The following is a 17,522-nucleotide window of genomic DNA, read 5'->3' as shown; positions in this document are numbered from 1 at the left end:
TCACCTTGTTTGTTCGCGCAAAAAAGCTGACGTCAGACCACCACTCGGTGGCAAGTCTTGCACCAACCTTTCTTACAACAAAGGACATTAGCTTAGGTTTTTGTCTTGGAAACTCGATAGCTTTAGCTACGAGAGGTTCATGGGCTTTTTTACGGCGTAGTACCCAGTAGGCTGCAACAAAGTAAACTAGGGTGCAGATAAAACCATAATGATAAAAGGTGTCACGGTTGTCTAAATAGCTTGCCATATCCGGGCTACCGAACATGGTCACGCAGGCCAGAGCTAGCGTAACGGCTAGGCTGGCCCAGCTCACGATTTTTAATATCATAGACAACAAAGAAGTATCTTCGATGGCAGGTGCAGAATGACGAGCCTGTTCCTCATGGTAAGCATCCACCAAAGCATTGTGCTTTTCCATAGCCGCTTTTTCTTTTGGATAAGCCTTATCGGCACCGTAGCGTTTTGCTAATAAGGTGTAGACGATAATGGTGACAACCCAAGTGGGAAGAAACAGGTAGTAAAAAGAGATAACGTCTAACGCATTCAAGCCAAAACCAAACACCAAACCTATTCCCCAGGCTGCTACAGCGGGCGTGCTGTGCGTAAGCTTTTGGTAGCTGACCCAATAACGGCTGTAGCCAATTCGAGGGAAAATCATGTGTTCAGCAAAAACAATGGCGCCCACTGGCACGACCAGCAAACCGGCGTAAGTAAGAAGCGGAAGCATTTTACTGAAAACAAACGGAAAGCAAGCAACAACAACGGTGACAATGCCTACCGCTAAGGTGGTTTGTTTTCTGGAGTAACGGTGGAAAATGGCTTGTGCTGCCAACCCTGCGCGGTATAAATTCGCGTTGGCGGTGGTCCAGCCAGCAATGATCACAATAACAAATCCCGATAGCCCCAAGGCTTGGAAGGCCACATCGCCAGGATCAAGTTCAATAATGGATTTTTTGACCAAAACCGCGGTGCCTGCCCCCATGATGCCTGCAGATATCCAGGCAATAAAGTGACCGAAAAGCATGCCGGAGCTGGTGGATAAACCATAAATCGGTTTTTTCGCATAGCGAAGGAGGGCCATATCAATCAGCCCAAAGTGTGTAATGGTATTGGCTGCCCAGGCAAAACCAATCACCTCAGCCAGTCCAATACCGGGTTCGCCTTGCGCGTTTATGCCCGTCCATATTGACTGATCGCCGATGGTGACAAAGTCTTTAAAACCACTAACAATGGTGGTACCCAACACAGAATCGGCCAGCGCTGGCATCATCACCAAAGCACCAGAGCCAAACATAACGAACAGCCAAGGGCCGCAAATACCTGAAAATTCCGATACTGCTTTAAAGCCATACATGGCGACAAAAACCACCACAATGCCCACCGCGAGCACCACAAGCACAAACCAAGGGTTGGTCGGATACCAGTCTAATTGCGCTGGAATATTAAAAAGATAGCGCACAGCGGTACTGGAAACGGTAATCATGGCAGCGGATATTACGGTAAATATTACGACGTTTGCCCAGTTATAGAGCTTCGTCATGGATTTGCCAGCGATCTTATCCAAGTAAGTGTATAGGCTTAAGCGTGTCTGCGTTGCAATGGGGGCGGTGATAAGAGTCCAGCTTAAAATCGCTAAAATATTACCAATCAGTAGGCCCAATAAAATGTCCATTGTTTTAGCACCCAATGCAACAAATGTTGCACCAATCACAAACTCAGTAGCCGCAACGTGCTCACCAGCGTATAGACCTAAGAGGTGTTTCCAGCCATGGCGTTTGTGTTTTGCTATTGGCAATTGCTCTTCGCTGACATTGTCCAGTTTTTCGAAGTTCATCGTATCGTCTCGTTATTTTTAGCGTGGTTTGTCTACGGGAAATCGGTTGGTTCTTTTTAAACGTAAGGCGCGAGCATAACATTTATCTTTTACAGGAATGTGTGTGCCTCAATACTCGATAGGGCTGCAAGCCGGAACTCTAACAGTCATCTCAAAGTGTGAAAATGGCATTTTGCGGATGTATTTAGCATGAATTATGCAAATAAAAAGCAATTTGTGCGAGTTAATACGGATAGTACAAAAGCTGGTATTTATTTGCTTTTTTCTTTGGCAGGTAAAAAAACGGATTGTGTCTTGGAGAAGCTAAATAAAAATGCGCTTTACGATGACATATAGTAACGCGTTGGAATGGACGTTGTTGTGCCTAATACAGTAACATCTTAACTGTGTAAGCTAGTGCTTATTTACCTAAGCTTTGTGTGCATCAGAACTTACGTTTTTATCACAGCATAACCAACCAATCACTCATTTAATACTGGAAACATTTCTCATGTTTAAATCGCTGAAATTTAGAATTTACTTGCTTGCATTTGGGCCATTTTTGCTCATTGCGTTTGTAAGTGCTCTGACGCAGGTTCAGACACTGAAAACCATCGACAGTGGTGTGTCTAGCTTGGTGGAAGAGTCAACCATTGAAACCGAAAAGAAGCGTTTGGTAACAGTGATGGATTCGGCCATCAGCATGATTCAATCTGAGATTAACAAACCTGGTCAAGAAGGCTTAGAAAGCGGCTTGGCTATGTTAAATAACTACCAATTTGACAGTGGCAACGGCTACATATACGCCTACAAACTCAATGGGATTCGCCTGTTGCACGGTGCGGGTGGCGAGTTAAACATCGACATGTACGACACTCAAGATTCTCGTGGTAATTACCTGATTCGAGATATTATTGATGCGGCTGTGAAAGGCGATGGTTTTAGTCAGTATTACTTCCCTAAACCCGGTGAGACCGAAGCGAGTAAGAAGTATGGCTATACCGTGTACATTAAAAAATGGGATCTGGTATTAGGTACGGGTTTTTACATCGACAGTGCGGATAAAATTGTCGCAGAGATTACGGATTCTATCGACAGCATCCAGTCGGCCAGCTTAAGTATCGCCTTGTTAATATTGGCGTTTTGTTTTGGTGTTTTGGCGTTGATTGTGTTGGTGTCCACACGTTCAGTATTAACGCCTTTGATGACGCTTGGGGTGGCCGTGAAGAACTTGGCCATTGGACAAGGGGATTTAACGAAAAAGCTACCCAATAGCTCTATTGATATTCTGAATAACATTGCCAACGACTTTAATGCTTTTTTAGATGCAATGGCAGTGGATATCGGTCACTTAAAACAATCCAGCGACAACTTATTGTCTATTTCCGTTACTTCCAATGAGCAGCGTAAAGCTTTAACGTCAGCGTCGAATCGCCAAATCAGTGAGACCGATCTGGTTGCCAGTGCGATTGAAGAAATGAAAGCAAATTCAAACGAAATTGCGCATCATGCGGAATCAACAAAACGCTCGGCGGAAAGCACTGAGCTGGAAATTCAAGAAGTATTGCAACAGGTGCAGGTATCCAGCAAACAGCTTGATGAGTTGAGCTCCGTTCTGAGTACGGTTGAACAATCCATTACGGTACTTGGCGACAATGTTGATGAAATTAATGTCGCACTGGGTGTGATCCAAGGAATTTCAGAACAAACCAATCTACTGGCTTTAAATGCGGCTATCGAAGCGGCGCGTGCCGGTGAGCAAGGGCGTGGGTTTGCGGTTGTGGCCGATGAGGTGCGTGGTCTTGCTCAGCGTAGCCAAGACAGCACAGTAGAAATCAAAGAGATTCTTGAAAAGCTACAGACCAGTGCCGTAAAAGCGACAGACGACATGCAAGGCTCTATGCAGCGTCGCGAAGAAGTCATGAAAGCCATGGCCAAAATCAGTGACATCATTCTTTCAAGCACGGACTCAATCAAAAACCTTACTCAAATGAATGTGCAAGTTTCTACGGCGGCGGATCAGCAATCTCAAGTTGCCAGTGACATTGCACAAAATGTGGTGGGCATCGCTGAATTAGCCAAAGACATAGGGCAAGATGCGAACAAAACAGCCACACAAATGCAACTGCTTGAAGAGCAGGCGCAAGTGATCAAAGGAATTGGCGACAAGTTTAAAGTCTAATATCGTCTGCTGACTCTCAGTTGTTGCCTAATCAATACGCGTCCTCAGGTGAGGTCGCGTATTTGATCTGATCAAAGTTAAACCCACGATACTGAAGATAGCGAGCTTGTTTGGCTTTTTCTTTATAGTCTGTAGCAACGTCGTTGCCAAAGCGCCTTTCTTTTAATTGCCTCGCCAGTTCAAACCAATCGATCTCTGCTTCTTCAATGACGCGACGGGCCAATTCGCGATCAATGCCTTTCTGGCTTAACTCTTGCAATATTCTATTTTCACCCAGTGGCTTACTGATTCGGCTGCGGATAAAAATCTCAGTAAAGCGTTCATCATTTAAATAATTGATTGCTTGGAGTCGCTCTACGGCGGAAGCAATGTCGTCTTCGGTATGACCTTTGGCGTTTAATTTATGAATGAGCTCTTTGCTAGAGTGTTCCCTATGGCTCAAGAAAAATAGAGCATGATCGAAAGTAGATAGTTGAGGTGTATGCATTTTTCACTCTGTCATGGTGTGTGGTCAGTATGCTAGGGGAATTACAACAGTTTATCAGTAGAATTGCATTTAATCTTTATATCCATAATTCACTGGATGATGTGATTTTTATAGTTATTTATACTAACTATATAGAATAAATAAGATGATAAAACTCTATATCTTGTGTGATTATAGGCGATATGACTTTGTCTTAATTTGGAGTGTTACTATGCGTGTTTGCGTTCTTGGAGCGGGTGTTGTTGGTTTAACGTCAGCGTATTATTTGGCGAAAAAAGGCTTTGATGTGACTGTAATGGACCGTCAAGAAGGTGTGGCTTTAGAAACCAGCTTTGCCAATGCTGGCCAAATTTCTCCTGGCTACTCTGCGCCTTGGGCTGCACCAGGCATTCCGTTTAAGGCGGTTAAATGGCTGATGCAAAAACACGCGCCATTAAAGATCAGTGCGGACCCTGAGTTGAAGAAAATCGCTTGGATGAGCAAGATGCTCGCGAACTGTACGGAAAAAGCGTATGACACCAATAAATCTCGTATGGTGGCAATAGCGGAATACAGTCGAGACCAATTTATTGCGATGCGCAAAGAGATTGGTATCCAGTATGACGACGGCCAAGGGGGATTGACGCAATTGTTCCGTAAAGATGAACAAGTAGAAGCGTCTGAAAAAGACATCAAGGTGCTTAAAGCTTTGGGCGTACCTCATCAAGTACTGACGCCAGCGCAGATCCTCGAAATCGAGCCAGGCCTGACGCCTGTGATTGACAAGTTTAAAGGTGGCTTGCGCCTGACTGGCGATGAAACGGGTGATTGTTTTATTTTTTGCCAAGAGTTGAAAAAGCACTGTGATGCGCTTGGTGTCACGTTTAAGTTTGGTTTGTCTATTGATCGATTGGTCACAGAAAGCGGGAAAATTCGCGCTGTCAAGACGGATCAAGGGGACTTTGAATTCGATAATGTGCTGGTTTCTATGGGAAGCTACTCGAAAGAGTTGTTGCAAACGATGGATATTGCCGTGCCGATTTATCCTGTGAAAGGTTACTCCCTCACTGTTCCTATTACCGACACGACTTACGCGCCAACGTCCACCGTGATGGATGAGACATACAAGGTGGCGGTGACACGACTTGGTGGTCGTATTCGTGCGGCAGGAACGGCGGAGCTAAGTGGTTATAACTTAGACCTACCCAAAGTACGTACTGAAACTATTACTCATGTGGTCAGAGACTTGTTCAATCAAGGTTGCGATTTGTCGCAGGCAGATTACTGGACAGGGCTGCGTCCAATGACGCCAGATGGCACACCGGTTGTGGGTCGCAGTGGTATTGATGGCTTGTACCTCAATACGGGTCATGGAACGCTAGGTTGGACAATGAGCTGTGGTTCGGCCGCGGTGATCGCCGATATCATGGCGGGTGATCAAACCGACATCGACACAAAAGATTTCGCCATACAGCGTTACAGCTAACACGACTTAGGTTTTATTAAGGGGTAAGAATGGCCAGGCCACTCACAGCAACGGTAGATTTAGACGCTATTTTGCAAAATTATCGTTATGCAAAAAAACTGCAACCCAGTTGTAAAGCGTTTGCTGTTGTAAAAAGTAATGCGTACGGGCACGGAGCAATAGAGGTTGCTCGCTATTTAGATGAAGAGGCGGATGCCTTTGCAGTGGCTGCCATCGAAGAAGGGCTAGCGCTACGGGAGGCGGGCATTACCTCGCCTATTCTGCTGCTTGAAGGCGTATTTGAAGGCGACGAATGGACGTTGTGTGAGCAACATGGTTTTTGGGCGGCACTGGAAAACGCCCAACAAATGGACGAATTGGTCGCGAGCCAAGTTAAGATTGAAAAGATTTTCCTGAAGCTGGATTCTGGCATGCATCGTCTGGGGGGTGATAAAGAAACCGCACCCAATTTTGTGACGGCATTAAAGGAAACGGGTCAAGTAGGGGAAGTGGTTTTGATGACGCACTTTGCTTGTGCCGATGACTTGTCTGATCTAACCACCGTGCAGCAGCTGACGTACTTCGAGCAAGCGCGACAAGCTATTGGTGATATTGCCGCGAGCGTCGCTAACTCAGCGGCGATTATGAAGTGGAGTGTGCCTGAAGGCGGGTGGATTCGTCCCGGCATTATGCTTTACGGCATTTCTCCTTTTGCTGGCGTCAGTGGTCGAGCGTTAGGCTTGCGTCCAGCCATGACCTTGTCGACCAAAGTGATTTCTACTCGTCAACTTAAGAAAGGCGATAAAGTGGGCTATGGCTTAGGCTATGTCGCTTCAGAAGATCATGTATTGGCGACGATTGCAGCAGGGTATGGCGACGGTTATCCTCGTCACGCACAAAACGGTACGCCTATGCAAATCGACGGTCAGTCGGCCTGCTTAGCAGGGCGTGTTTCTATGGATATGCTCACTGTGCGTATGGAAGATTACTCTGTTGCGCCTAGTATGGGGCAAGAAGTTGTGCTCTGGGGTGATGACGTGCCTGTTGAGGAAGTCGCCGATGCGGCCGGTACAATCGGTTATGAACTCGTAACGCGCATGACAGCGCGACCTCATTACCGTTATTTACGTAAAGACAGCGCGCAATAAATGATCTGCTCATTATGTTGAGCAGTATGGATACGTGATCTAAAAAACGATATTAAGGTCGATTTACGCCTGTAAATCGACCTTTTGTTTGTCCTGTATACAAAATAAGCGTCAAATCACGACGGTTTCTTTTGAAAACACCTATCCTTTACGTGTACTATTTTGTGCTTTTCATTGCATCGAATAGGTTCATACGATCTTTAGTATGACTTTGCCTTTCACGCAATCCAATTCGTCCAGACATTAGAGATAGAGACTCATCCCATTATGAAGAGTTCTGAGTTACGCCAATCGTTTTTATCATTTTTTGAAAGTAAGCAGCATCAAATCGTGGAGTCCAGTTCCTTGATTCCTGGTAATGATCCCACCTTGTTGTTTACCAACGCCGGTATGGTTCAATTTAAAGATGTGTTTTTAGGGGAAGATATTCGCCCATACACTCGTGCGACAACATCACAGCGCTGTGTTCGAGCAGGTGGTAAACACAATGACTTAGAAAACGTCGGCTACACCGCACGCCACCATACTTTTTTTGAGATGTTAGGTAATTTCAGTTTTGGTGATTACTTCAAAAAAGAAGCCATTGCTTATGCATGGGAATTTCTAACAGAAGTATTGAAGCTGCCAAAAGAGAAGTTGCTGGTGACCGTCTATGCCGATGACGATGAAGCTTTTGATTTCTGGCACGAAATGATTGGCGTGCCAAAAGAAAAAATCATTCGAATTGGTGACAACAAAGGCGGACGTTACCAATCAGATAATTTCTGGGCGATGGGTGATACGGGGCCTTGTGGTCCTTGTTCTGAAGTTTTCTATGATCACGGTGAGCATATTTGGGGTGGGCCTCCAGGGTCGCCTGAAGAAGACGGTGATCGTTTTATTGAGATTTGGAATGTGGTCTTTATGCAGTTCAATCGCTCTGCTGATGGCACCATGGCGCCGTTGCCTAAGCCTTCTGTCGATACGGGTATGGGCTTGGAGCGTATTGCAGCCATTCTGCAAGGCGTACACAGTAACTATGAAATTGACTTGTTTCAAAATTTGATTAAAGCATCGGCCAAGCTGGTTGGAACCGATGACTTGAGCGCTCAGTCGCTACGCGTCATTGCCGACCATATTCGTTCGTGTGCCTTTATGATCGTCGACGGTATTATTCCTTCCAATGAAGGGCGTGGTTACGTGTTGCGTCGTATTATTCGTCGAGCCATCCGTCACGGTAATAAATTGGGTCAAAAAGGTGTGTTTTTCCATAAGCTTGTTGACGCACTCGATGTGGAGATGGGTCAAGCCTATCCAGAATTGACTAAGCTAAAAGATCGTATTGCTTCTATCTTGTTAAAAGAGGAAGAGCAATTCGCTAAAACGCTTGATCAAGGGATGAAGATTCTTGAAGACGCCATTGCGAATTTAGGTGATGCGAAGGTGATTCCAGGTGAGACGGTGTTCAAGCTGTATGACACTTACGGTTTCCCAGCGGATTTAACCAACGACGTCGCTCGTGAAAACGAGTTGGAAATCGATGAGGCAGGCTTTGAAGCGGCGATGGAAGCGCAGCGCGCTCGTGCCCGCTCTGCCAGTAATTTCTCTATGGATATGTCGGGTGGTGTAAAACTAGAGTCTGTGACTGAGTTCACGGGCTACGACAATTTAAGTGGCGAATGCGAAGTCGAAATGATCCTAGTGGACGGTGCGCCAGTAGAGGTACTAGAGGCCGGACAAAGTGCAGCGATCGTATTGAAATCAACGCCATTCTATGCGGAATCGGGCGGCCAGATTGGTGATCAAGGTTGGTTGCGCGGTGACGGTGCTTTTAATGTCTCTAACACAACAAAACAAGGTAAGGCGCATTTGCACCTTGGTGAGTTAAAAGAAGGTTGTTTGTCCGTCGGTGATATCTTGACTGGCGACGTTGACCGCAGTCTACGCATGGCAACCACGCTTAACCACTCAGCCACTCACCTAATGCATGAGGCATTGCGTCGCGTACTGGGTGACCATGTAACGCAGAAGGGTTCTTTGGTTAACGCTGATCGTTTGCGCTTTGACTTCTCGCATTTTGAAGGTGTGACAGACGTAGAAATTGAGCAGATTGAAGACATGGTAAACGAGCAGATTCGCTTAAACCGCTTAGTTGAAACGGACATCATGGATGTAGAGTCAGCGAAAGCCAAAGGTGCCATGGCGTTGTTTGGCGAAAAATACGACAGTGAAGTGCGCGTATTGACCATGGGGGCGGATTATTCGATTGAGCTCTGTGGTGGTACTCATGTTAATCGTACCGGTGATATCGGTTTCTTTAAGATTATCACTGAAAATGGTATTGCCGCTGGTGTGCGTCGTATTGAAGCAGTAACAGGTAAGGTTGCCATCGACACAACGCGTCAGACAGAATCTGTGCTGGACAATATCGCAGGATTGGTTAAAGGCAACAAAGACAGCGTGTTAGACAAGGTCACTGCATTAAATGACCATGCTCGCGTTTTGCAAAAAGAGCTGGACGTTTTAAAGGGTAAGATGGCGGCGTTAGCAGGAGCCGATTTGGCCTCTCAAGCCGTATCTATTACCGGCGGTAAGTTGCTGGTGGCGCAAGTGGAAGTAGAAGATCCAAAAGCGTTGCGTGATTTGCTGGATGAACTGAAAAGTAAGCTGGAATCGGCGGTTATTTTGTTGGCAGCCGTGAATGATGGCAAAGTCAGCTTAATTGCGGGTGTTACAAAAGAATTGACCAAGAAAGTAAAAGCCGGCGACCTCATTAAAATGGTCGCACCTTTAGTGGATGGCAAAGGCGGTGGTCGTCCTGACATGGCGCAAGCGGGCGGTAATAATCCAGCAGGTCTCTCAGCGGCATTGGCCCTTGTTCCTGATTGGGTTGCGCAAAGAGTGTAAAGGTCGTCGCTTGTCGCAAAGAGTGGTTCGGCCTGAAATCTAGGCTTTAATTTAGGTATAAAAAAATTATGGCGTTGTTAGTTCAAAAGTACGGTGGTACGTCAGTCGGTACAGTCGAGCGAATTGAAGCAGTGGCTGATCGAGTGCTGAAACATAAAAAGCAGGGTGACGACATCGTCGTAGTGGTCTCTGCGATGAGCGGTGAAACGAATCGGTTGATTGGGTTGGCGAAAAATATCAGCTCGTCACCGAGTGCACGAGAAATGGACGTTCTTTTATCGACAGGGGAGCAAGTTACCATTGCTTTGCTGTCGATGGCTTTGATGAAGCGAGGTCTTGAAGCGCGTTCTTATACCGGTGCGCAAGTGCGTATCACAACCGACAGTGCTCATGGTAAAGCGCGTATCCAATCCATCGATACGGAAAAGATGCACAATGATCTTGATGCTGGTCGTGTGATTGTTGTTGCAGGTTTTCAAGGTGCAGATGAACTGGGTAATATCACCACCTTGGGGCGAGGTGGTTCAGATACCACAGGGGTTGCGCTTGCTGCGGCGTTGAAAGCGGATGAGTGTCAAATTTACACCGACGTGGATGGTGTTTATACAACGGATCCTCGTGTGGTTGACAGTGCGCGCCGCTTGGACAAAATCACTTTCGAGGAAATGCTGGAGATGGCCAGCTTAGGTTCAAAAGTTCTGCAGATTCGTGCCGTTGAGTTCGCAGGTAAGTACCAAGTGCCACTACGCGTCTTATCGAGCTTTATTGAAGGTGAGGGGACATTAATTACGACAGAGGAGAATCATGAGATGGAGCAGCCAGCAGTTTCTGGTATTGCGTTTAATAGAGACGAAGCGAAATTAACTCTGAAAGGAGTACCTGATCATCCGGGTATCGCGGCACGTATTCTAGGTCCTATCAGTGATGCGAACATTGAAGTCGACATGATAGTACAGAACGTTTCGGTAGAAGGTACAACCGATTTTACTTTTACGGTGAATCGTACTGAGTTTGATAAAGCGTCGTTAACACTTAATAACATAGCGCGAGAACTGGGTGCTAAAGACGTAATAACCAACTCTAAGATCGCTAAGGTATCCATCGTAGGCGTAGGTATGCGTTCTCATGCCGGTGTGGCAAGTACCATGTTTAGGGCGTTAGCCGCTGAGAGCATTAATATTCAATTGATTTCGACCTCTGAGATTAAAGTGTCAGTCATTGTTGACGAGAAATATCTAGAGTTGGCCGTGAGAACACTCCATTCAGCGTTTAAGTTGAGTGAAGAAGGCACTATTGTGCAAGAAGTTTAACAATTGGATACATAAAACCCTTTCGATAGTGATGGTTTAATTTAAGTTGAAAGGCTACAATCGCTTTTCTTGTAGGAATATTCCTACATACTTTGTAAGATAATTTAACTTATTAAAACTAAAGTAATCACAGGGAGAACTTTTTATGCTTATTCTTACTCGTCGTGTCGGTGAAACATTAATGGTTGGTGACGAAGTGTCTGTTACTGTATTGGGTGTGAAAGGTAACCAGGTTCGAATTGGGATCAATGCTCCTAAAGACGTCTCTGTACACCGTGAAGAAATCTATCTTCGTATTCAACAAGAGCAAGATGAAAAAATTTCTGAAGAATAATTGAAAAAAAACTTTACAAGGCTAATGGGTCGTATATAATGCGCTCCACTTGTTACGGAGAGTTGGCCGAGCGGCCGAAGGCGCTCCCCTGCTAAGGGAGTATGGGGTGAAACTCATCGAGGGTTCGAATCCCTCACTCTCCGCCATTTCAAGTTTGTTTCTCAAAGCAGTTTTTAAATTGCGTGAGCTGAGAATCAATAATGGTTATGCACCAGTAGCTCAGCTGGATAGAGTACTCGGCTACGAACCGAGCGGTCAGAGGTTCGAATCCTCTCTGGTGCACCATTTCAAAGAGTCAAATTCAACAGCTTATTTTAAAGTTGTCAAAATGCACCAGTAGCTCAGCTGGATAGAGTACTCGGCTACGAACCGAGCGGTCAGAGGTTCGAATCCTCTCTGGTGCACCATTTCAAAGAGTCAAATTCAACAGCTTATTTTAAAGTTGTCAAAATGCACCAGTAGCTCAGCTGGATAGAGTACTCGGCTACGAACCGAGCGGTCAGAGGTTCGAATCCTCTCTGGTGCACCATTTCAAAGAGTCAAATTCAACAGCTTATTTTAAAGTTGTCAAAATGCACCAGTAGCTCAGCTGGATAGAGTACTCGGCTACGAACCGAGCGGTCAGAGGTTCGAATCCTCTCTGGTGCACCATTTTTTTTCCTCCTCTTTTTTATTTTAAAATACTCTTCTTGCTGTATTAAATTGTTTTGTCAAAGATGCTCTTAAATGTATCCACTAGTTCTTTTGTGCTTGTACAACGACGCAAGGTCTGAAGATCGTTTTTCACTTCTTGATAACCAAAACGTAAATGCCCACACCATTGCTTTAATCGACCCAGTGTTGCCACTTCGTCATAATGCTTCTGCAGTTCTTTGTTGTAGTATGTGAATGTGTCTATAAGCGCTTGAGCATCAACTGTGATGTCATGTCCTGCTAATTCGTGGCGGATTTGCTGAAAAACAAAAGGGTTATTAAGAGCGCCACGGCCAATCATAAAATGCTGACATCCTGAGATAGCCTGGCAGCGTCTAAGTGATACCGTATCAATAATATCGCCATTAGCCACAACACACATTCTCGTCATGTCTTGGATGGCGCCAATTTTTTCCCACCGTGCAGGGGGCTTATAGCCGTCTTTTTTGGTTCTGCCGTGAACAGTAAGTGTATTTGTTCCTGCTGATTCAATTGCCGCCACGTTGTCAAATAAAAGTGCTTCATCCTCATAACCCAGTCGTATTTTGGCTGAGACAGAAATGTCTTGTGGAAGTGTGTTTCTAATGGCTCTCATAATGTCGTACAGCGTACTTGGTGTTTGAAGTAACACAGACCCGCCGCCATGCCCATTCACTCTTTTTGCAGGACAGCCAAAATTGACATCAATATGCGTTGCGCCGGCTTCAACAGCATTAAAGGCACTTTGTGCCATGAGTTCTGCGTTGCTACCCAGTAGTTGGGTATGGACGGGGTGATGGTGTGGCGTTTTTGCTTGTTGTTGGTTCTCTGGTATGAGACGCCTAAATGTACTTGATGGAATGGGATATTGTGTAACACGGACAAACTCTGAAACAAGATAGTCCATGCCGCCAATACTGGAAAGTAGCGCGCGCATTGTGTGCTCCATAACGCCTTCCATGGGAGCGACAGCCAGTGAAATCACAGGGGGTGTTTTATTTAAAATACCATCTGTAGTGAGAGAGTGTGTAGAGGGAGTGTTTGAATTGTTCACGAAATAAGTCTAACTGTTATGCAAAAAAAATATGAAACTGTTCTGGTTTGTGATAAAAACTAATCATTACACATAAACAGCGCTGTTGGGTGTGCATCTGACCACATAAGGTCTGTACAAACAAGGCAAGGCATATAAAGGTATGAGTGCGATGAATGGGTTGCTTGAAGACGGTTTGGGTTTGATGGTTCTAGGGATGGGATTTGTTTTCTTGTTCTTAGTGGTGTTGATTTTTGCTACTGGGTATATGTCGCGATTACTTAATCACTTTTTTCCTGATGTTCCTGTGGGGCCGAAAAAATCGCCTACTGCGCCAGCCGTGTCTGACTCGTTAGCGGTAACGCCTCAAATGGCGGCTGTTATTACTGCGGCCGTGCATCAGCATAGAAATAAAAACTCTTAATCTACGACATACTCTTATTACTTAACAAATCTCTGGAATTTTCGAGGCTGAAAAGATGACAACAACAAAGCAACCTCTTGGCATCACTGATGTCGTTTTGCGCGATGCTCACCAATCATTGTTTGCAACACGCATGCGTATTGACGATATGCTCCCTATCGCAGAAAAACTTGATCAAGTAGGCTTTTGGTCTCTTGAGTCTTGGGGGGGGGCGACGTTTGATTCTTGTATTCGCTTTGTGGGTGAGGACCCTTGGGAGCGTATTCGTGAACTAAAAAAGGCTATGCCAAATACACCTCAGCAAATGTTGTTGCGAGGCCAAAATTTATTAGGTTACCGTCATTATGCTGATGATGTTGTGTCTAAGTTTGTTGAGCGTGCAGCCTTTAATGGTGTGGATGTGTTCCGTATTTTTGACGCGATGAATGATCCGCGCAATCTAAAAACGGCGATAGAGTCTGTTAAGCAACAAGGTAAACATGCTCAAGGAACCTTGTCCTACACTAAGAGTCGAGTTCATACGACACAAAACTGGGTAGATTATGCCAAGACGTTGGAAGACATGGGGGCAGATTCGATCGCCATTAAAGATATGTCAGGGATTCTAACGCCATACGATGCTTTTGAATTAGTGGGTTTACTGAAAGCTCAAACCCAGCTTGAGGTTCAATTGCATGCTCACGCGACCTCTGGTCTATCTGATATGACCATTCTTAAGGCAATTGAGGCTGGAGTAGATCGTGTTGATACGGCTATTTCTTCTATGTCTATGACGTACGGACACACAGCAACAGAGTCTGTTGTTGCTGCATTGCAGGGTACAGATAGAGACACTGGCTTGGATTTAGCTTTGCTGGAAGAAATTGCAGCGTATTTTCGTGTTGTTAGAAAGAAATATGCAAAATTTGAGGGCTCACTTCGTGGTACAGATTCTCGTATTTTAGTCGCGCAAGTGCCTGGTGGTATGTTGACGAATATGGAAGGGCAACTGAGAGAACAGGGTGCAGCTGACAAGTTTGATGATGTGTTAAAAGAAATTCCGCGTGTTCGTGAGGATTTAGGTTTGATTCCTTTAGTAACACCGACCTCTCAGATTGTTGGTACGCAGGCTGTTTTGAATGTACTAACGGGAGAGCGCTATAAATCTATTTCTAAAGAAACCGCTGGGATCCTGAAGGGTGAATACGGTGCCGCGCCGGCAGACTTTAATAAAGATTTGCAAGATCGAGTTCTAGAAGGTGCGCAAGCGATCACATGTCGCCCTGCTGACTTGTTATTACCAGAGATGGAAAAGTTGACACAAGAGTTGGCTGACTTATCAAAAGAGAAAGGCATTACATTAGCGACGGATCAAATCGATGATGTGTTGACCTATGCTTTGTTCCCACAAATTGGTCTGAAGTTTCTGCAAAACCGTGGCGATGCAAGTGCATTTGAGCCTGCTCCTGGTTTGGAAGCTGAAGTAGAGCATAGCCAAGTGCCAATTTCTAAGTCAGAAGGTGGCTCTGACAAAGAGAGTGTTTACACTGTTTCTGTATCTGGTCAGAGTTTTGTTGTACAGGTTTCTGAAGGTGGTGATGTAAGTAACATTCAGCCAGTTGTAGGGCCGACTAGTAGTGCACCGTCTCAATCAGCACCTGCTGAAGCACCATCTGGAGAAGCTGTTCCATCGCCTTTGGCGGGCAATATATTCAAAGTACTTGTTACGTCTGGGCAGCAAGTTGAAGAAGGTGAAACAATCATGGTTCTTGAAGCCATGAAAATGGAGACAGAAATCTCAGCGCCTAAGGCGGGTGTAGTCGGTTCCATTAACGTGAAAGAAGGCGACTCTGTCCAAGTTGGACAATCGCTTCTTACGCTATAAGTTAGGAAAAACGAGATAATGGAAAATAAGTTGCTTAACCTGTATCACGATACAGGCATTTACCAGTTAGAGCTTGGCCAATTCGTGATGATTTGTGTTGGCTTGTTATTGGTTTATCTAGCCATCAAAAAAGGCTTTGAGCCTCTTTTGTTGTTGCCTATTGGTATTGGTGCTGTCTTGGTGAATATTCCAGGTGCTGGTTTTATGGCAGCACCAGTGTACGACGCAACAGGTCATATGACATCACCTGGCGGGCTGCAATACTACATTTATCATGGCGGTATTGAGACAGGGTTATTTCCCCTTATGATTTTCATGGGGGTCGGTGCCATGACGGACTTCGGTCCTATGCTTGCTAACCCCAAGACGTTGTTGCTAGGGGCGGCTGCACAGTTTGGTATTTTTGCAACCGTTATTGGTGCTGTTGTATTAGGTGCTTCTGGTCTGATGGACTTCACTTTAGCCGATGCTGCTGCAATTGGTATCATCGGTGGTGCTGACGGTCCGACCGCGATTTTTGTTGCTAGTCGATTAGCTCCGGATCTGTTAGGCGCTATTGCCGTGGCAGCGTATTCTTATATGGCGCTTGTTCCTCTTATTCAGCCACCTATTATGCGTGCGCTTACTTCTAAAGAAGAGCGTTCTATTAAAATGGTGCAGCTGCGTCCAGTAACGAAAAAAGAAAAAATTATATTTCCAATCGTTGTTGTGATTCTTGTGGCAATGTTTTTGCCATCGGCAGCGCCTTTGTTGGGGATGTTTTGTTTTGGCAACTTGATGCGAGAATGTGGTGTTGTTGATCGGTTAAGTGATACGGCGCAGAATGCTTTAATCAATATTGTAACGATCTTTTTGGGGTTGGGTGTTGGTTCTAAGCTTAGTTCAGAAGATTTTCTAAATTTAGAGACATTGGGGATTCTGGGGTTAGGTTTGGTTGCTTTCTCTATTGGTACAGCAGCTGGTATTTTAATGGCTAAGTTGATGAACCGCTTTTCGTCAGAATCGATTAACCCTCTTATTGGTGCAGCCGGTGTTTCTGCTGTTCCAATGGCGGCACGAGTAGCAAATAAAGTAGGTTTAGAGGCAAATAAACAAAACTTTTTGCTGATGCATGCTATGGGGCCAAACGTAGCAGGTGTTATAGGTTCTGCGGTAGCGGCAGGTGTGATGTTGAGTTATGTGGGTGGCTAGTTTGTTGGTAATCTACTAGTGCATCATTCAAAAAGACGCTTCGGCGTCTTTTTTTACAGGTGTAGTTGCTAATTGGATGTGCTTTCTGGTTGTTATTTGATCAAAACGGCCTGCTTCTGATCGTTCCTTGATCTGTTTTGCCCTTGTTTCAAATTAATTTGTGCAAATCGTGTTTTTCTTCAAAAAAGGGTTGCACAAAATCTGTAGATCCTTAATATACGCCCTCGCTGACACGGACAGGGCTTCAAGCCTTAGCTTACTAAACTAAGTTAAGAAGATGAGTCGCTTAAGTGAATTGGCAACGCTCTTTAAAATAGATAATCAGATAATTTGTGTGGGCGCTCACTAGAGTCTTCAGAAGATCGACATGGTTTGCTTAGTTTACTAGGTGGGTTATGAGCGATCAAAAAAATTGAAGTCTTACGAGAGTCTACACGGCAATCGCTTTATGTTTGATTGGTTTCTGCCTTGGTAGAGATTAATTAGATTAAGTTATAGTTAGTGTAATACGATTTGAGTGAGCAAGCTTTTTAACTGAAGAGTTTGATCATGGCTCAGATTGAACGCTGGCGGCAGGCTTAACACATGCAAGTCGAGCGGTAACAGGGGAGCTTGCTCCTGCTGACGAGCGGCGGACGGGTGAGTAACGCGTAGGAATCTGCCTAGTAGAGGGGGACAACATGTGGAAACGCATGCTAATACCGCATACGCCCTACGGGGGAAAGGAGGGGATC

General features: G+C 45.2%; 12 protein-coding genes, 5 tRNA genes and 1 rRNA gene. 15 read left to right on the top strand and 3 right to left on the bottom strand.

Annotated elements, in window-relative coordinates:
• Positions 1 to 1,834, bottom strand: a 1,834-nt coding sequence (locus LG368_RS14345) for a purine-cytosine permease family protein (protein WP_226755398.1), incomplete at its 3' end; no start/stop codon positions are given.
• A gap of 490 nt (positions 1,835 to 2,324) precedes the next feature.
• Between LG368_RS14345 and LG368_RS14340 the strand changes: the two genes are divergently transcribed.
• Positions 2,325 to 3,995 carry a methyl-accepting chemotaxis protein gene (locus tag LG368_RS14340; RefSeq protein WP_226755397.1) on the top strand — a complete coding sequence of 557 codons (1,671 nt, stop codon included), beginning with the start codon at positions 2,325 to 2,327 and terminating at the stop codon, positions 3,993 to 3,995.
• Positions 3,996 to 4,026: 31 nt separating this feature from the next.
• Here the strand turns inward: LG368_RS14340 and recX are convergent, their stop codons facing one another.
• Positions 4,027 to 4,482, bottom strand: coding sequence for a recombination regulator RecX (gene recX / locus LG368_RS14335; RefSeq protein WP_226755396.1), 456 nt, complete (start codon positions 4,480 to 4,482; stop codon positions 4,027 to 4,029).
• A gap of 211 nt (positions 4,483 to 4,693) precedes the next feature.
• Between recX and LG368_RS14330 the strand changes: the two genes are divergently transcribed.
• From LG368_RS14330 to LG368_RS14285, 10 genes are all read left to right on the top strand, one after another.
• Positions 4,694 to 5,947, top strand: a complete 1,254-nt coding sequence (locus LG368_RS14330) for a D-amino acid dehydrogenase (protein ID WP_226755395.1) — start codon at positions 4,694 to 4,696, stop codon at positions 5,945 to 5,947.
• A 29-nt stretch (positions 5,948 to 5,976) separates the two neighbouring features.
• Positions 5,977 to 7,074 (top strand): alanine racemase, encoded by a 1,098-nt coding sequence (gene alr / locus LG368_RS14325; protein WP_226755394.1) that lies wholly within the window; start codon positions 5,977 to 5,979, stop codon positions 7,072 to 7,074.
• 267 nt (positions 7,075 to 7,341) lie between these two features.
• Positions 7,342 to 9,960, top strand: a complete 2,619-nt coding sequence (alaS, locus tag LG368_RS14320) for an alanine--tRNA ligase (RefSeq protein ID WP_264194072.1) — start codon at positions 7,342 to 7,344, stop codon at positions 9,958 to 9,960.
• Between the two features lie 68 nt (positions 9,961 to 10,028).
• Entirely contained in the window at positions 10,029 to 11,270 is a 1,242-nt protein-coding gene (locus LG368_RS14315) for an aspartate kinase (protein WP_226755393.1), read from the top strand.
• Positions 11,271 to 11,415: 145 nt separating this feature from the next.
• Entirely contained in the window at positions 11,416 to 11,604 is a 189-nt protein-coding gene (csrA, locus tag LG368_RS14310; RefSeq protein WP_226755392.1) for a carbon storage regulator CsrA, read from the top strand.
• 56 nt (positions 11,605 to 11,660) lie between these two features.
• Positions 11,661 to 11,750 (top strand) — tRNA-Ser (locus LG368_RS14305).
• A 62-nt stretch (positions 11,751 to 11,812) separates the two neighbouring features.
• Positions 11,813 to 11,889, top strand: a tRNA-Arg gene (locus tag LG368_RS14300).
• Positions 11,890 to 11,934: 45 nt separating this feature from the next.
• Positions 11,935 to 12,011, top strand: a tRNA-Arg gene (locus LG368_RS14295).
• A 45-nt stretch (positions 12,012 to 12,056) separates the two neighbouring features.
• Positions 12,057 to 12,133, top strand: a tRNA-Arg gene (locus tag LG368_RS14290).
• 45 nt (positions 12,134 to 12,178) lie between these two features.
• A tRNA-Arg gene (locus LG368_RS14285) sits at positions 12,179 to 12,255 on the top strand.
• Positions 12,256 to 12,301: 46 nt separating this feature from the next.
• On the opposite strand, the gene LG368_RS14280 is transcribed toward LG368_RS14285, so the two are convergent.
• Positions 12,302 to 13,213 (bottom strand): tRNA dihydrouridine synthase, encoded by a 912-nt coding sequence (locus tag LG368_RS14280; RefSeq protein WP_420827970.1) that lies wholly within the window; start codon positions 13,211 to 13,213, stop codon positions 12,302 to 12,304.
• A gap of 259 nt (positions 13,214 to 13,472) precedes the next feature.
• Between LG368_RS14280 and LG368_RS14275 the strand changes: the two genes are divergently transcribed.
• From LG368_RS14275 to LG368_RS14260, 4 genes are all read left to right on the top strand, one after another.
• Positions 13,473 to 13,733 carry an OadG family protein gene (locus LG368_RS14275; RefSeq protein WP_226755391.1) on the top strand — a complete coding sequence of 87 codons (261 nt, stop codon included), beginning with the start codon at positions 13,473 to 13,475 and terminating at the stop codon, positions 13,731 to 13,733.
• 55 nt (positions 13,734 to 13,788) lie between these two features.
• Positions 13,789 to 15,597, top strand: a complete 1,809-nt coding sequence (gene oadA, locus LG368_RS14270; protein WP_226755390.1) for a sodium-extruding oxaloacetate decarboxylase subunit alpha — start codon at positions 13,789 to 13,791, stop codon at positions 15,595 to 15,597.
• A gap of 18 nt (positions 15,598 to 15,615) precedes the next feature.
• Positions 15,616 to 16,788, top strand: a complete 1,173-nt coding sequence (locus LG368_RS14265) for a sodium ion-translocating decarboxylase subunit beta (protein WP_226755389.1) — start codon at positions 15,616 to 15,618, stop codon at positions 16,786 to 16,788.
• A 531-nt stretch (positions 16,789 to 17,319) separates the two neighbouring features.
• Positions 17,320 to 17,522, top strand: a 16S ribosomal RNA gene (locus LG368_RS14260); the annotation flags it as partial.

The organism is Marinomonas algarum (genome assembly GCF_020532605.1).
GTDB classification, from domain to species: Bacteria; Pseudomonadota; Gammaproteobacteria; order Pseudomonadales; family Marinomonadaceae; genus Marinomonas; species Marinomonas algarum.
The sequence above is the reverse complement of the archived record's forward strand: the minus strand, read 5'-3'. Positions and strand labels throughout refer to the sequence as shown.

Excerpts from the sequence above, each read along its gene's own strand:
- LG368_RS14340 (WP_226755397.1), top strand. The coding sequence starts at position 2,325 with ATGTTTAAATCGCTGAAATTTAGAATTTACTTGCTTGCATTTGGGCCA.
- recX (WP_226755396.1), bottom strand. The coding sequence starts at position 4,482 with ATGCATACACCTCAACTATCTACTTTCGATCATGCTCTATTTTTCTTG.
- LG368_RS14330 (WP_226755395.1), top strand. The coding sequence starts at position 4,694 with ATGCGTGTTTGCGTTCTTGGAGCGGGTGTTGTTGGTTTAACGTCAGCG.
- alr (WP_226755394.1), top strand. The coding sequence starts at position 5,977 with ATGGCCAGGCCACTCACAGCAACGGTAGATTTAGACGCTATTTTGCAA.
- alaS (WP_264194072.1), top strand. The coding sequence starts at position 7,342 with ATGAAGAGTTCTGAGTTACGCCAATCGTTTTTATCATTTTTTGAAAGT.
- LG368_RS14315 (WP_226755393.1), top strand. The coding sequence starts at position 10,029 with ATGGCGTTGTTAGTTCAAAAGTACGGTGGTACGTCAGTCGGTACAGTC.
- csrA (WP_226755392.1), top strand. The coding sequence starts at position 11,416 with ATGCTTATTCTTACTCGTCGTGTCGGTGAAACATTAATGGTTGGTGAC.
- LG368_RS14280 (WP_420827970.1), bottom strand. The coding sequence starts at position 13,213 with ATGCGCGCGCTACTTTCCAGTATTGGCGGCATGGACTATCTTGTTTCA.
- LG368_RS14275 (WP_226755391.1), top strand. The coding sequence starts at position 13,473 with ATGAGTGCGATGAATGGGTTGCTTGAAGACGGTTTGGGTTTGATGGTT.
- oadA (WP_226755390.1), top strand. The coding sequence starts at position 13,789 with ATGACAACAACAAAGCAACCTCTTGGCATCACTGATGTCGTTTTGCGC.
- LG368_RS14265 (WP_226755389.1), top strand. The coding sequence starts at position 15,616 with ATGGAAAATAAGTTGCTTAACCTGTATCACGATACAGGCATTTACCAG.